Annotated in this window: 11 protein-coding genes; 8 read left to right on the forward strand and 3 right to left on the reverse strand. The window is 72.0% G+C overall.

Annotated elements, in window-relative coordinates; all coding sequences use genetic code 11:
* Positions 1-7: 7 nt before the first annotated feature.
* From gltX to ACFWEG_RS11620, 3 genes are all read right to left on the reverse strand, one after another.
* The gene (gltX, locus tag ACFWEG_RS11610; RefSeq protein ID WP_387212427.1) at positions 8-1483 is read right to left on the reverse strand and encodes a glutamate--tRNA ligase; all 1476 of its coding nucleotides are present in this window, start codon (positions 1481-1483) and stop codon (positions 8-10) included.
* Positions 1476-2276 carry a fumarylacetoacetate hydrolase family protein gene (locus ACFWEG_RS11615; RefSeq protein ID WP_387212430.1) on the reverse strand — a complete coding sequence of 267 codons (801 nt, stop codon included), beginning with the start codon at positions 2274-2276 and terminating at the stop codon, positions 1476-1478. The genes gltX and ACFWEG_RS11615 overlap by 8 nt, the downstream gene beginning before the upstream one ends.
* Positions 2277-2394: 118 nt before the next feature.
* Positions 2395-2592, reverse strand: coding sequence for a hypothetical protein (locus tag ACFWEG_RS11620; RefSeq protein WP_387212433.1), 198 nt, complete (start codon positions 2590-2592; stop codon positions 2395-2397).
* Between the two features lie 570 nt (positions 2593-3162).
* Here ACFWEG_RS11620 and ACFWEG_RS11625 point away from each other — a divergent pair.
* The 8 genes from ACFWEG_RS11625 to ACFWEG_RS11660 all read left to right on the forward strand — a co-directional run bounded on the left by ACFWEG_RS11625 (position 3163) and on the right by ACFWEG_RS11660 (position 14201).
* Positions 3163-6939 carry a nitrate- and nitrite sensing domain-containing protein gene (locus tag ACFWEG_RS11625; protein ID WP_387212436.1) on the forward strand — a complete coding sequence of 1259 codons (3777 nt, stop codon included), beginning with the start codon at positions 3163-3165 and terminating at the stop codon, positions 6937-6939.
* Between the two features lie 9 nt (positions 6940-6948).
* Entirely contained in the window at positions 6949-7362 is a 414-nt protein-coding gene (locus tag ACFWEG_RS11630) for a roadblock/LC7 domain-containing protein (protein WP_184970701.1), read from the forward strand.
* 123 nt (positions 7363-7485) lie between these two features.
* Complete coding sequence (locus ACFWEG_RS11635) at positions 7486-7896, forward strand: DUF742 domain-containing protein (protein ID WP_387212440.1); 411 nt, start codon at positions 7486-7488, stop codon at positions 7894-7896.
* A complete protein-coding gene (locus tag ACFWEG_RS11640) occupies positions 7877-8461 on the forward strand; it encodes an ATP/GTP-binding protein (RefSeq protein WP_387212443.1) in 585 nt (194 codons plus the stop codon). The genes ACFWEG_RS11635 and ACFWEG_RS11640 overlap by 20 nt, the downstream gene beginning before the upstream one ends.
* Positions 8462-9113: 652 nt before the next feature.
* Complete coding sequence (locus ACFWEG_RS11645) at positions 9114-12515, forward strand: nitrate- and nitrite sensing domain-containing protein (protein ID WP_387212446.1); 3402 nt, start codon at positions 9114-9116, stop codon at positions 12513-12515.
* Positions 12516-12525: 10 nt separating this feature from the next.
* The gene (locus ACFWEG_RS11650) at positions 12526-12939 is read left to right on the forward strand and encodes a roadblock/LC7 domain-containing protein (protein ID WP_387212449.1); all 414 of its coding nucleotides are present in this window, start codon (positions 12526-12528) and stop codon (positions 12937-12939) included.
* 100 nt (positions 12940-13039) lie between these two features.
* The gene (locus tag ACFWEG_RS11655; protein ID WP_387212452.1) at positions 13040-13630 is read left to right on the forward strand and encodes a DUF742 domain-containing protein; all 591 of its coding nucleotides are present in this window, start codon (positions 13040-13042) and stop codon (positions 13628-13630) included.
* Positions 13611-14201, forward strand: coding sequence for an ATP/GTP-binding protein (locus tag ACFWEG_RS11660; protein WP_387212455.1), 591 nt, complete (start codon positions 13611-13613; stop codon positions 14199-14201). The genes ACFWEG_RS11655 and ACFWEG_RS11660 overlap by 20 nt, the downstream gene beginning before the upstream one ends.
* Positions 14202-14400 lie beyond the last annotated feature (199 nt).

The raw sequence follows: 14400 nt of genomic DNA on the forward strand, positions 1-14400 counted from the left end.
GTCCAGGTTATGCCGCGAGCTTCGCCAGCGCGGTGTCGATGCGGGAGAGGGTGCGGGTGGGGCCGAGGATCTGGAGGGACTCGAAGAGGGGGAGGCCCACGGTGCGGCCGGTGACGGCGACGCGGACGGGGGCCTGCGCCTTGCCGAGCTTGAGGCCGTGCGCCTCGCCGGCCTTGAGGACCGCGTCCTTGAGGGAGTCCGCGGAGGACCAGTCCGCGGCCTCCAGGTTCGCCCGGGCCGTGGTGAGCAGCGGGACGGGTTCGCCCTTCATCGCCTTCGCCCAGGACGCCTCGTCGGCGACCGGCTCCTCCAGGAAGAGGAAGTCGACGTTGGCGGTGATGTCGGAGAGCACCTGCACCCGGGTCTGCGCGTACGGCGCGATCGCCTCCCACGCGCCCCGGTCGAACGCCTCCGGCGCCCAGTTCGCGTACGGCGCCCGCAGCCACGGCTCGCAGGCCTCGGCGAACGCCTTGGGGTCGAGCAGCCGGATGTGGTCGGCGTTGATCGCCTCCGCCTTCTTCAGGTCGAAGCGCGCCGGGTTCGCGTTGACGTCGGCGACGTCGAACTTCTCCACCAGCTCCGGGACCGTGAAGACGTCCCGGTCGGCGGCGAAGGACCAGCCGAGCAGGGAGAGGTAGTTGAGCAGCCCCTCGGGGAGGAAGCCGCGCTCGCGGTAGAGGTTGAGCGAGGCCTGCGGGTCGCGCTTGGAGAGCTTCTTGTTGCCCTCGCCCATCACGTACGGCAGGTGCCCGAAGAGCGGGATCTCCTTGGCGAGGCCGAGCTCGATCAGCGCCTTGTAGAGGGCGATCTGGCGCGGGGTGGAGGACAGCAGGTCCTCGCCGCGCAGGACGTGGGTGATCTCCATCAGCGCGTCGTCGACCGGGTTGACCAGCGTGTACAGCGGCGCGCCGTTCGCCCGGACGATGCCGTAGTCCGGCACGTTCTCCGGGGTGAAGGTCAGCTCGCCGCGGACCAGGTCGGTGAAGGTGATCGGCTCGTCCGGCATCCGGAAGCGGACGATGGAGGTGCGGCCCTCGGCCTCGTACGCCTGCTTCTGCTCGGCGGTGAGGTCGCGGCAGGCGCCGTCGTAGCCGGAGGGGCGGCCGGCCGCGCGGGCGGCCTCGCGGCGGGCGTCGAGCTCCTCGGTGGTGCAGTAGCAGGCGTACGCGTGCCCGGCGTCCTGGAGCTTGCGGGCGACGTCCGCGTAGATGTCCATCCGCTGCGACTGGCGGTAGGGGAGGTGCGGGCCGCCGACCTCGGGGCCCTCGTCCCAGGTGAGGCCGAGCCAGCGCATCGAGTCCAGGAGCTGCTGGTAGCTCTCCTCGGAGTCGCGCGCGGCGTCGGTGTCCTCGATGCGGAAGACCATGGTGCCGCCGGTGTGCCGGGCGTAGGCCCAGTTGAACAGGGCGGTGCGGACCAGACCCACGTGCGGGTTGCCGGTCGGCGAGGGACAGAAACGGACGCGGACGTCTGCGTTAGCCACGCTTGATCACCTTGTTGGTGAGAGTGCCGATGCCTTCGATGGTGACGGCGACCTCGTCGCCGACGTTCAGGGGTCCGACTCCGGCCGGGGTCCCGGTGAGGACGACGTCGCCGGGGAGCAGCGTCATCGCCTCGGTGATGTTGACGATCAGGTCCTCGATCGAGTGCGTCATCTGCGCGGTGGAGCCGAGCTGGCGCTGCTCGCCGTTGACCGTGCACTGGATGCCGAGGTCCTGGGCCCGCTTCAGGTCGATGCCGGTCTCCACCCAGGGGCCGAGCGGGCAGGAGCTGTCGAAGCCCTTGGCCCGGGCCCACTGCTTCTCGCGCTTCTGGACGTCGCGCGCGGTGACGTCGTTGGCGCAGGTGTAGCCGAGGATGACGTCGGCGACGCGCTCACGGGGCACCTCGCGGCACATCCGGCCGATGACGACGGCCAGCTCGGCCTCGTGGTGCACCTCCTGCGAGAAGGAGGGGTACACGATCGGGTCGCCGTCGCCGATCACCGAGGTGGAGGGCTTGAAGAAGGCGAAGGGCGCGTCGGGGACCTCGTTGCCGAGTTCGGCCGCGTGCTCGGCGTAGTTGCGGCCGAACGCCACCACCTTGTTGGGGAGCACGGGCGGGAGCAGCCGGACCCGGTTGTCACGGTCCGCGGCCAGCGGGACCTTCGTGCCAGAGAGCTCGAAGTCGCCGAACGGGATGCCCTTGATGATGTCGATGACGAGATCGTCCGGGCTGTCGCCCTCGACCGCGCCGAACGCGACATTGCCGTCGATGGAGAATCTGGCGATGCGCACGGAAGCGTGTGCCCCTTACCTCGTCGTCACGGAACTGCCCGGAGTCGGACACTCCAGGCTAACGCGGGGCGGGCACGCTGAACGCGCGTGCGCACCGGGCCGTAAGGAGAGGCGGGTGTCAGGGCTGGGAGGGGACGGTGGGGGCCACCATGAGGACGGTGCGGCGGGGGTTCGCGGTGACCGAGGGGACGGCGGAGGCGTACTCCGGCAGCGCGGCGGCCGCGTCGAGGATCGCCTGGGCGTCCTTCAGGTGGGCCAGGGTGGTGCGCCGGGGGTTGGCGGTGGAGCGGACCTGGGGCGCGGACGTCGGGTTCATGGCGTGATCTGACCTTGTCGTGAGGCGGATTCGGGGTCACCGTGGGCAGTGGGGCCCTACGTGTAAAGCGACAGGCTAAACATCCGATTCCCGGCCAAAGTCGGGATGCGAGGACAGCGCGGGTGTGAGTTTGCTCACGACAGGGTGGACAAACAACGCGAACCGGGCAGTGGCGCGATCAAGCGGAATCGGACATAACACCGGGGAACGGCGCATTCCGCTGCCGATCATGGCGACTGGGACACCCCCTGCCCGTAAGTGACTCGTAAGTAAAAGTCCGATTTGCGGGAGATCCACATCCACGGCGGGTAACCCCCGCCGCACACGGTGTCACCAGGGTCACAACGGGGCCACGGCCCTTGTTGGAGATCCTCCTCTGTGCTGGAATCCCTGGGACCGCCGCGGAAACAACCGGCGCGGACGGCGCAGAGCAGCGCCACCCAGCGGCGGTGCAAGGGGGGAAGCGCCGGTTCCACTCACGACCACCCCGGGACGCCGCCCGCGTCCCACGACTCGACACCGTCCCGCCGTCCACGCGGGGGGACGCCTGGTCCAGAGGTTGCGACGCCAGTGCAGGGACGTTTCAAGAGGGATGGCAGCGCTGCGGCGGAGCCGGAGCCGCGCGGCGGGAACGACCGCGGCTCCTCTCCCCAGCACGCTCAGAACCCGTCGACGCAGGGCCGGAATCCTGGCCGGAACGAGGGCGGCGACCCGGACGCGGCCACGGCCGCGGAGGGCCGGCCGCCCGCAGCCGCGCCCCCGGCCAAACCGCAGGGCACGGGCTCCCGAATAGCCCTGCGCAACTGGCGCATCAGCACCCGGCTCGTCTCGCTGCTCGTGCTCCCCGTGGTCGCCGCGACCTCGCTGGGCGCCCTGCGGATCAACGAGTCGCTGGACGACATCGAGCAGCTCGAGGACATGGAGCTGCTCACCGAGATGACGCAGCAGGCCACCGAGCTGGCCACCGCGCTGCAGAACGAGCGCGACCTGTCCGCGGGCCCGCTGTCCAACGGCCTGACGGCGAAGGACTACGAGGTCTCCGTCCCCCGCGAGCGGACCGACAACGCGCTGCGCGCCTTCGACCAGGCGACCAAGGACATCCAGCCGGACGGGAACGAGGCGCTCGCCGGCGTCCGCTCGAACGTCTACCAGATCTCCCAGTCGCTCCGGGAGCTCAAGAACATCCGGGACGGGGCGTACGAGAACGGCAACCCCGCCTCCCGCACGGTCGACGCCTACAGCCAGCTGATCCAGCAGCTGCTCAACCTCTCGCAGGACATGGCGCAGGCGACCAACTCGCCCGAGATGATCCAGCAGACCCGCGCCCTGGCGGCTTTCTCCAAGGCCAAGGAGTACGCCTCCGTCCAGCGGGCGCTGGTCGCCGCCAACCTGACCAAGACCGGGGCCAAGGCGGACGACCTCTCCAGCAGCGACCTCGTCGCCCTGCAGAACGCGCTGCGCGCCGAGGACGACTCCCTCACCGCCTTCAACGCCACCTACGAGGGCGACGAGCCGGTCGAGGAGCTGACCAAGCAGCTCGAGACCAAGACCACGACCAACGCGGTCGAGAGCTACGTCGAGATCGTCGCGAACCAGTCCCGCGGTCTGAAGTCCCAGGAGGGCCGCTCCTACAAGGAGTTCACGGACGACTACACCGGCAAGATCTCGGACATGACCACCATCGAGACCTCGCTGCTCAGCAAGATGGAGCAGCAGGCCGGTGAGCTGCGCGACGAGGCCGAGCGCTCCGCGATCATCAACGGTGCGCTGATCCTCCTCGTCATCGGCGTCTCGCTGGTCGGCGCCTTCGTGGTGTCGCGCTCGATGATCCGCTCGCTGCGGCGGCTGCAGGACACCGCGACCCGGGTCGCCCAGGACCGGCTGCCCGAGCTCGTCAAGCAGCTGTCCGAGGCCGACCCGCAGGACGTCGACACCTCGGTGGAGTCGGTCGGCGTGCACTCGCGCGACGAGATCGGCAAGGTGGCCGCGGCCTTCGACGACGTGCACCGCGAGGCCGTCCGCCTCGCCGCCGAGCAGGCCCTGCTTCGGGGCAACGTCAACGCGATGTTCACCAACCTCTCGCGCCGCTCCCAGGGCCTCATCCAGCGCCAGCTCTCGCTCATCTCCGAGCTGGAGTCGCGCGAGGCCGACCCCGACCAGCTCTCCTCGCTCTTCAAGCTCGACCACCTCGCGACCCGTATGCGCCGGAACGGCGAGAACCTCCTCGTCCTCGCGGGCGAGGAGCCGGGCCGCCGGTGGACGCGGCCCGTCCCGCTGGTCGACGTGCTCCGCGCCGCGGCCTCCGAGGTGGAGCAGTACGAGCGCATCGAACTCGCCTCGGTGCCCGCCACCGAGGTCGCCGGACGCGTCGTCAACGACCTCGTGCACCTGCTCGCCGAGCTGCTGGAGAACGCCACCTCGTTCTCGTCCCCGCAGACGAAGGTCAAGGTCACCGGGCACGCGCTGCCCGACGGCCGGGTGCTCGTCGAGATCCACGACACCGGTATCGGCCTCTCCCCCGAGGACCTCGCGGCGATCAACGAGCGGCTGGCCGCGCCGCCGACCGTGGACGTCTCGGTCTCGCGCCGCATGGGCCTGTTCGTGGTCGGCCGGCTCTCGCAGCGGCACGGCATCCGCATCCAGCTGCGCCCGTCGGACTCCGGCGGCACGACCGCGCTCGTCATGCTTCCGGTCGACGTGGCCCAGGGCAAGGGCGTGCGCAAGCCCGCCCCCGGCAAGGCCGGCGGACCGGCGCTCGGCGGCGGTCAGGGGCAGAACGGCCAGAACGGCCAGAACGGCCAGGGCGGCCCCGGGCTGCTCGGCGGCGCTCCGGCGCGCGGCCAGGTCGAGGCGGGCGGCGCGCGTGCCGCCCTGCCCGGCCGCCCCGACGAGGGCAACGGCTTCGGCGGTGGCTCCGGGCAGCGGCCGCCGGCCCCGGGCCCGGTGGGCGCCGGTGCGGGTGGAGCGGGCGCCGCCTTCGGGCGGGGCGCGCAGCCGCAGAACGCGTCGCTGGAAGGCGGCTTCAACCCCGGCGGCGCGCTGCCGCAGCGCGGTGGGCCGCAGGGTCAGGCCGGTCCGGCTCCGGCTCCGCAGGGCCGGCCCGGGCAGCAGCAGCCGGGCCAGGACCGGCAGTTCGGCGGCCAGGGCGGCCCCGGGCAGCAGTCCGGCAACCGTGCGCCGGGCTACCCGCAGCAGCCGGCCCCGCAGCGGCCGCAGGCACCCCAGCAGCAGCCCCAGCAGCAGGCCCCCCAGCAGCCGCCGCAGGGCGGTGCGCCCTTCACGCCGCAGGCGCCGGTCACGCCCGCGCCGGCCGGTCCCGGCGGGTTCCCCGGCGCCCCGGTGCCGCCCGTCCCGGTCCGCGCCGAGCAGCAGCCGCCGCACCCGATGCAGAACCGGCCGCGCCGCGGCGGTCCCGGTGCGGCCGGCGGCCGGCCCACGGGCCCGCTCGGCACGGACCCGACCCGTCAGCCGCAGCTGCCGCCCCCGGGCGGCCCGCGTGCGGAGCTGCCCGGCGGCAGCCGGCCGGCCGGCGAGCCGCCGCGGACCACCAGCTGGGGCAACGACAACGCCCAGCCGCCGGTCTCCCGGGCCTCGCTCGACGCGCCGCGCGGCCACGACGCGGACGACCGGCAGGGCGCCGGCCGCCCGCCGCAGCAGAGCCAGCAGCAGCCCGGCAACGGGCAGTACGTCCGCCAGGACGTCTTCGGCGGCGGCGCCCAGCCGGGCCGGCCGGCCGGTCCGGCGCACCCCGCGCCCGGCCAGAACGGCTACGACACCGCCGGGTTCCCCGTCGTCCGCCCCGACCAGCCGGAGGCCCTGCCGCCGGCCGGTCCCGGGGACGGCCGTACGCCGCTGTACGACACGCTGGAGACCAACTGGTTCCACGGCGGCCACGAGCAGCAGGCCGCCGCCGAGCAGTCGGAGCGGCCCGCGCCGCCCCGCCGGGCGCCGCAGCGCCCCCAGAACCAGAACCAGAACCAGCAGCAGCCGCAGCAGGTCCAGGGGAACGGGCAGCAGCCCGCCCCCGTCCGGGCCGACGCCGCGGCCGGCTGGCGGCCCTCGCCGAACGACGAACTCGTGAAGCAGGCCGAACGGGTCAGGCAGCCCGCCGCCGGCGGGATCACCACCTCCGGCCTCCCCCGCCGGGTCCCGCGCGCCAACCTCGTCGCGGGCACGGCCCAGCAGGAGACCCACCACACCGGTCCGCAGGTCTCCCGCGCGCCCGCCGACGTACGCGGCCGGCTGACCAACCTCCGCCGGGGCATCCAGCAGGGTCGACAGGCCGGCAGCGGCCTGGAGACCGGAGCCTTCCGCACGTTCGACCCCTCTCACCAGCAGGAGCGATAGTTGAGTCCGATGAGCCAGGCGGCACAGAACCTGAACTGGTTGATCACCAACTTCGTGGACAACACCCCCGGGGTGTCGCACACGGTGGTGGTCTCCGCCGACGGACTGCTCCTCGCCATGTCCGAGGGATTCCCCCGCGACCGGGCCGACCAGCTGGCGGCGGTGGCCTCCGGGCTCACCTCGCTGACGGCCGGCGCGTCCCGGATCTTCGAGGGCGGCTCCGTCGCCCAGACCGTGGTCGAGATGGAGCGCGGCTTCCTCTTCCTCATGTCGATCTCGGACGGCTCCTCGCTGGCCGTCCTCGCCCACCCGGACGCCGACATCGGTCTGGTGGGCTACGAGATGGCGCTGCTGGTCGACCGGGCCGGCGCCGTCCTCACCCCCGACCTGCGGGCCGAGCTCCAGGGAAGCCTGCTGCACTAGACCCGCCCAGGCACGACCGCACGATCGCACGCGATATCTCCCACCGTCCGGCCGCCCCGCCCCCCACCGGCCCCGTCAGACGGCTCGTACTCCCACACTTGCTGTCCAGCCCGGAGGATCCACATGACCCCGCCCAGCGCCCCTCACCATCCGTACGGCACCTCCCACGACGCCGAGTACGGGTACGAGGGCGACCAGCCGCTGGTCCGTCCCTATGCGATGACCGGCGGCCGGACCAGGCCGCGGTACCAGCTCGCCATCGAGGCGCTGGTGAGCAACACGGCCGATCCGATGCGGATGGAGGGTCTGCTCCCCGAGCACCAGCGGATCTGCCACCTCACCCGTGAGGTGAAGTCGGTCGCCGAGGTCTCGGCGCTGCTCTCGATGCCGCTGGGGGTGGCGCGGATCCTGGTGGCCGACCTCGCGGAGGCCGGGCTCGTCGCGATCCACCAGCCGGGCGGGGACGAGAACGCCGGCGGGGCGCCGGACGTGACACTGCTCGAGAGGGTACTCAGTGGACTTCGGAAGCTCTAGCAGCGGGGCGGCGCCGCGTGCGACCACCTCGGCGAAGATCGTCGTCGCGGGTGGGTTCGGGGTGGGGAAGACCACGTTCGTCGGCGCAGTGTCGGAGATCAACCCGCTGCGGACGGAGGCCGTCATGACGTCGGCCTCCGCGGGGATCGACGACCTGACGCACACGGGGGACAAGACGACGACCACGGTCGCGATGGACTTCGGGCGCATCACGCTCGACCAGGACCTGATCCTGTACCTGTTCGGCACGCCCGGGCAGGACCGGTTCTGGTTCATGTGGGACGACCTGGTCCGGGGTGCCATCGGGGCCATCGTGCTCGTCGACACCCGCCGGCTCGCCGACTGCTTCCCGGCGGTGGACTACTTCGAGAACTCCGGGCTGCCGTTCGTCGTCGCGCTCAACGGGTTCGACGGGTACCAGCCGTACGGGCCGGAGGAGGTCCGTGAGGCGTTGCAGATCGGGCCGGACACGCCGATCATCACGACGGACGCGCGGCACCGTGCGGACGCGAAGTCCGGGCTGATCACGCTGGTCGAGCACGCGCTGATGGCGCGCCTGCGCTAGCTCCTGCCGCGCGCGGCCCCGTACTCCCCCCGCGGAGTGCGGGGCCGCCGCTGTTCTCCGGGCTCCGCCCGGGTTCTCCCCCACCCCGCCCCTTCCCGAATCCCTCACCGCAGGGCGGCTTTGCGCCTGCGGCGCGTACCGGGCTCCGCCCGGTGGCCTCAACCGCCGGCCGGGCTGGAGGTTTTTGCCGGCCTGCGCCGAAGAACGTGCCGGTTCGCGCCGAGGTACGTGCCGGCCCGTGCCGCGGTTCAGGGTCAACGGGCTTGATCCATAAGTGGATTCGCACCTCGTTGAGTACCGGGCGGGTGTGATTGCTCACGGCGGGGGCTGGCGCGTATAACGTTTCGACAGAGAAATCCGGGGTCGCCAATAACGTGCCGCAGCGTTCCGTACGCCGACGGTCACAATGACCTTTTCTTTTCCGGTCTTTGACCGGCTATGTCCGGAGCTTCGGGGGCGGGAGGGCGGGCGGAACGGGATTGCGGGATGTTTGGCCAGGCTGCCGCGGTCGTGCTGAAATTCGCTGAACTGCCTGTACCCGTACCGAGCAGTAGCAAGCCAGAGCACCGGAGAACGTCCCGCGCCCGGAGACACCGGACGACAGACGGCACGACCCCCGCGTCAGTGCCGACGCCGAGAGGTTGTAGGTCGAGTGAGGCGAAGCCAGCCGAGTCCCGCACAGCAGGCGCGGGGCAACTTCACCCCGCCGCAGCGCGCCGCGGCGTCGCCCGCGGACGCTCCGCTGGAGCCCCAGGCCGCCGAAGGCAGCAGCAGCAGGCTGTCGCCGAGGAACTGGCGGGTGCCGGTCCGGCTGAACGCGATCCTGCTCATACCCGTGGTGGTCGCCCTCATCATGGGCGGCTTCCAGGTCAAGGGCTCCCTCGACACCCTGAACGAGGCCCGGGACGCGGAGAAGACCGCGCAGATCGTGACCGTGGCGGCCGAGTACGGCAACGCGCTGCTCAACGAGCGCGACGTGACGGCCGAGCCCCTCCTCAAGGGCGACCGCGACTCCGACGTCGTCGCCGAGGCGTACGCGAAGACCGAGACGGCGAAGCGCAAGTTCGCCGAGGTGGTCCAGGACGTCCCCGACAACGCCTCCCTGAAGCGCAGGATCGCGCTGATCAAGGAGAACGAGAAGAAGCTCGGCGATCTGCGCGACAAGGCCTTCGTGGCCGCCCTCGACCCGACGGGCACCGAGGAGCAGTACGTCGACATCCAGCACGTCCAGATGGAGATCGCCAACGAGCTGAACCTCGGCACCGGCGAGGTGACCTCGTACGGCCGGTCCGTGTACGCGATCCAGCTGGCGAAGTCGGCCGGCTCGCTCCAGCGCGCCATCGGCACGCACCTGCTGGTCAGGCCCAGCCAGGACGACGACGTCCGCGAGCGCCAGCTGAACTCCCTGTACTCCTTCACGTACCTCGAGGGCATCGCGATCCAGGAGTACCGGTCGGCCGCCGAGCCGTCCGACGGCAAGCTCCTCGAGGACACGTTCAAGGCCAAGGCCAAGGAGGGCAAGGAGCAGCTCGAGCAGTTCCGGCGCAAGCAGTCCGCCGCCGGGCAGGACGTGCCCGAGCTGCCGGTCGCCAAGAACGGTTCGGTCTACGACGGGATGCTCGGCGCGATCCTCTCGGGTGCGGAGCCGGAGGCCCTCGCGGCCCGGGGCATCACCCCCGCGACCTGGATGGCCGTCGCGACCAACAAGTTCGACGCGTACTCCGACGTCGAGGACAAGCTCATCGACAAGACGGTGACGGCCGCGCAGAAGGTCGCCGACGACGCCACCCGCGACGCGTACATCACCGGCGCGATCGTCGTCGCCGCCGTGCTCCTGTCGCTGCTCGTCGCCGGTCTCATGGCCCGCCAGATGAGCCGCAACATGCGCCGGCTGCGCTCGGCCGCCTTCGGCATCGCCGAGCAGCGGCTGCCGGCGCTCGTCGACCAGCTCTCGCGGACCGACCCCGGGCGGGTCGACACCCGGGTGCAGCCGATCCCGATCACCTCGACGGACGAGATCGGCGAGGTCGCCCGCGCCTTCGACCAGGTCCACCGCGAGGCGGTCCGGTTGGCCGCCGAGCAGGCGATGCTGCGGGGCAACGTCAACGCGATCTTCACGAACCTCTCCCGCCGCAACCAGTCGCTGATCGAGGGCCAGCTGACCCTGATCACCGACCTGGAGAACAACGAGGCGGACCCGGACCAGCTGGAGAACCTCTTCCGCCTGGACCACCTGGCCACCCGTATGCGCCGCAACGGCGAGAACCTGCTCGTCCTCGCGGGCGAGGAGCCCGGCCGCCGCTGGGACCAGCCGGTCCCGCTGGTCGACGTGCTCCGCGCCGCGGCCTCCGAGGTGGAGCAGTACGAGCGCATCGAGCTGACCGGCGTGCCGGAGGCCGAGATCCACGGCCGGGCCGTGACCGACCTCGTGCACCTGCTCGCCGAGCTGCTGGAGAACGCGACCACGTTCTCCTCGCCGCAGACCAAGGTCCGCGTCACCGCGACCCGTCTCCCCGACGGCCGCGTGATGATCGAGATCCACGACAAGGGCATCGGCCTCACCGCCGAGGACTTCGCCGACATCAACCACAAGCTGGCGAACCCGCCGACCGTCGACGCGGCGATCTCGCAGCGCATGGGCCTGTTCGTGGTCGGCCGGCTGTCCGGGCGGCACGAGATCCGCGTCCAGCTGCGCCCCTCGGGCGAGCAGGCCGGCACCACCTCGCTGGTCATGCTCCCGGAGGTCATCACCCACGGTGGCGGCGCGCAGGAGCGGCCGGAGGGCGAGTTCACCGTCTCGTCGATCATCCCGGAGACGGCGAAGGCCTTCGATCCGGCGCCGATGCGCACGGCCGCGGAGCTGGGCTTCGACGACACCCGCTACAACCCGGTCGTCGCGCCGGACGACGCGCGCGAACTCGACCCGGTGGGCCGCTCGCTGCTCCGCGAGGAGCGCCGGGCCGCGCTGGAGGCGCAGGCCCAGGGAGGCCGCGACGACCGGTTCGGCGACGACGCCTTCGGTGACGACGCCTTCGGCGAGGGCGGGGCGTTCGGTAACGGCGCCCCCGGCGGCCGCGCCGACCGGCACGCCGCCGACGACGCCTACGGGCAGGACGCGCCGTACGCCCCTGACGCCCCCTTCGGCGCCGACGCCCCCTTCGGGGCGGACGACCCGTTCGGCGGCCCGCAGGAGGCCGTACAGGCCGACGAGCGCCCGCTGTTCCGCGACGAGGCCCCGCAGCCCTCGTTCGACGCCTTCGGCCCGCAGCAGGGCTACGCCCCCGCGGACCCGGCCGGGAACGGCTACGGGCAGAACGGCTCCGGCGGCTACGCGCAGAACGGCCAGGCGGCCGACGGGTACCCGAACGGCTCCTACCAGGGCGAGACCGGCTACCAGGGCGACGGGCAGTACCAGGACGGCTCCGGCCTCCAGGGCGGCTACGGCACCTACGGCAACCGCGCCGAGACCGACGACTGGCCGCAGCAGGACGGCTACACCGACGGTTTCCAGCCGTCGTCGTACCCGCAGCAGGCGGAAAACCCGCAGGTGGCCCCCGCTGCCGAGCACGAGCGCGTAGGCTTCGACCGGCCGGGCCCCAGCCCGAGCCAGGTCAACGAGACGACGGACGCCGGACTGCCGCGACGCGGTGGCAACGGGGTCGCGCCGTCGCAGTGGCAGCAGCCGGACGTGCCGCGGCAGCGGGACGCCGAGCCGGTCCAGGAGCGGGAGCCCGCCAAGGGCTCCGGCGCCACCGGCGACGACAGCTGGCGCTCCGCCAACGACGACCGCTGGCAGCGCGCCAACAAGCTCCGCGACCCGAAGGCCGGCGGGGTGACCCCCTCCGGTCTCCCCCGCCGGGTGCCGAAGGCCAACCTGGTCGAGGGCACGGCGGAGCAGACCCCGCAGGGCGGCCCCCAGGTCTCCCGCGCTCCCGAGGACGTCCGGGGCAGGTTGAGCAACCTGCGCCGCGGTGTCCAGCAGGGGCGCAACGCGGGCAGTGAACAGAACGGCCAGGGCTCCGGCCCCGGCAGCACCTACAACCAGGAGCGTTAGTGTGAGCCCGATGAGCCAGGCGGCACAGAACCTGAACTGGTTGATCACCAACTTCGTGGACAACACCCCCGGGGTGTCCCACACGGTGGTGGTCTCCGCCGACGGACTCCTTCTGGCGATGTCCGAAGGATTCCCCCGCGACCGGGCCGACCAGCTGGCGGCGGTGGCCTCCGGCCTCACCTCGCTGACGGCCGGCGCGTCCCGGATCTTCGAGGGCGGCGCGGTCAACCAGACCGTGGTGGAGATGGAGCGCGGCTTCCTCTTCATCATGTCCGTCTCCGACGGGTCCTCCCTCGCGGTCCTCGCCCACCCGGACGCCGACATCGGTCTGGTCGGCTACGAGATGGCGCTCCTGGTCGAGCGGGCCGGTTCCGTCCTCACCCCGGACCTGCGGGCCGAGCTCCAGGGGAGCCTGCTCAACTAGCGGTCAGACAGTGCGATTTTGGGTCCGCGCGCCGTAGGGTGCGGGGACACGTGTCCCAGAGTTACGACGGCAACGGCGCCCGGTAGTCGGAGGAGGAAGAGTGGCAACACCCCCAGACGGTTCGTCTTCGGCCTGGTCCTATGGCCACGGCCAGGGCCAGGGTGACCCCTCGGGCAACCACCAGGGCTACAACTACCCCTCCGGGCCCGGCGGTCAGCAGCCGTACGGACGGCAGCCGCAGGGGCCCTACCCGGGCGACCAGCCGTCGGGGCCCACCGCGCCGCTCCACCGGTCGCCGCAGCAGTCCGCGCCCGGGCGCCGGGACGCGCCCGCCGCGGGCGGCAACCGCAACAACCCGCTGGTCCGCCCGTACGCCATGACCGGCGGACGGACGCGGCCGCGGTACCAGCTCGCCATCGAGGCGCTGGTGCACACCACCGCGGACCCGACCCGGCTGCAGGGGCAACTGCCCGAGCACCAGCGGATCTGCAACCTGTGCCGGGAGATCAAGTCCGTAGCGGAGATCTCGGCACTGCTCACCATCCCCCTCGGCGTGGCCCGGATCCTCGTGGCCGACCTGGCGGAAGCCGGTCTCGTCGCCATTCACCAGCCCGGCGGCGACGAGAACGCCGGCGGTCAGCCAGATGTGACACTGCTCGAAAGGGTGCTCAGTGGACTTCGCAAGCTCTAGCGGCGGCGGTGGCGGGGCGACCCGCTCCACCACCTCGGCGAAGATCGTCGTCGCGGGTGGCTTCGGCGTGGGGAAGACCACGTTCGTCGGTGCCGTGTCGGAGATCAACCCGCTGCGTACCGAGGCCGTCATGACGTCGGCCTCCGCCGGTATCGACGACCTGACGCACACCGGGGACAAGACGACCACGACGGTCGCGATGGACTTCGGGCGCATCACCCTCGACCAGGACCTGATCCTGTACCTGTTCGGCACGCCCGGGCAGGACCGGTTCTGGTTCATGTGGGACGACCTGGTCCGGGGTGCGATCGGGGCGGTCGTGCTGGTGGACACGCGGCGGCTCGCCGACTGCTTCCCGGCGGTGGACTACTTCGAGAACTCCGGGCTGCCGTTCGTCATCGCGCTCAACGGGTTCGACGGGCACCAGCCCTACACGCCGGACGAGGTCCGTGAGGCGCTGCAGATCGGGCCGGACACGCCCATCCTCACGACGGACGCGCGGCACCGGGCCGACGCGAAGTCCGCGCTCATCACGCTCGTGGAACACGCGCTCATGGCGCGCCTGCGCTGACGCCCCCGCCTGCGGCCCCGTACTCCCCCGCGGAGTACGGGGCCGCCGCCGTTTTCCGGGCTCCGCCCGGTCTTTCCCCACCCCGCCCCTTCCCGAATCCCTCACCGCCGGGCGGCTCTGCGCCTGCGGCGCGTACCGGGCTCCGCCCGGTGGCCTCAAACTTCCCCAAGCTCTCGGCTTCGCTCGAGTAGGGGAGACC

Source organism: Streptomyces sp. NPDC060194 (assembly GCF_042728285.1).
In the GTDB taxonomy this organism is placed as follows: Bacteria; Actinomycetota; Actinomycetes; order Streptomycetales; family Streptomycetaceae; genus Streptomyces.

Coding starts and splice junctions, on each gene's coding strand:
- ACFWEG_RS11630 (WP_184970701.1), top strand. CDS start 6,949: ATGAGCCAGGCGGCACAGAACCTGAACTGGTTGATCACCAACTTCGTG.
- ACFWEG_RS11635 (WP_387212440.1), top strand. CDS start 7,486: ATGACCCCGCCCAGCGCCCCTCACCATCCGTACGGCACCTCCCACGAC.
- ACFWEG_RS11650 (WP_387212449.1), top strand. CDS start 12,526: ATGAGCCAGGCGGCACAGAACCTGAACTGGTTGATCACCAACTTCGTG.
- ACFWEG_RS11620 (WP_387212433.1), bottom strand. CDS start 2,592: ATGAACCCGACGTCCGCGCCCCAGGTCCGCTCCACCGCCAACCCCCGG.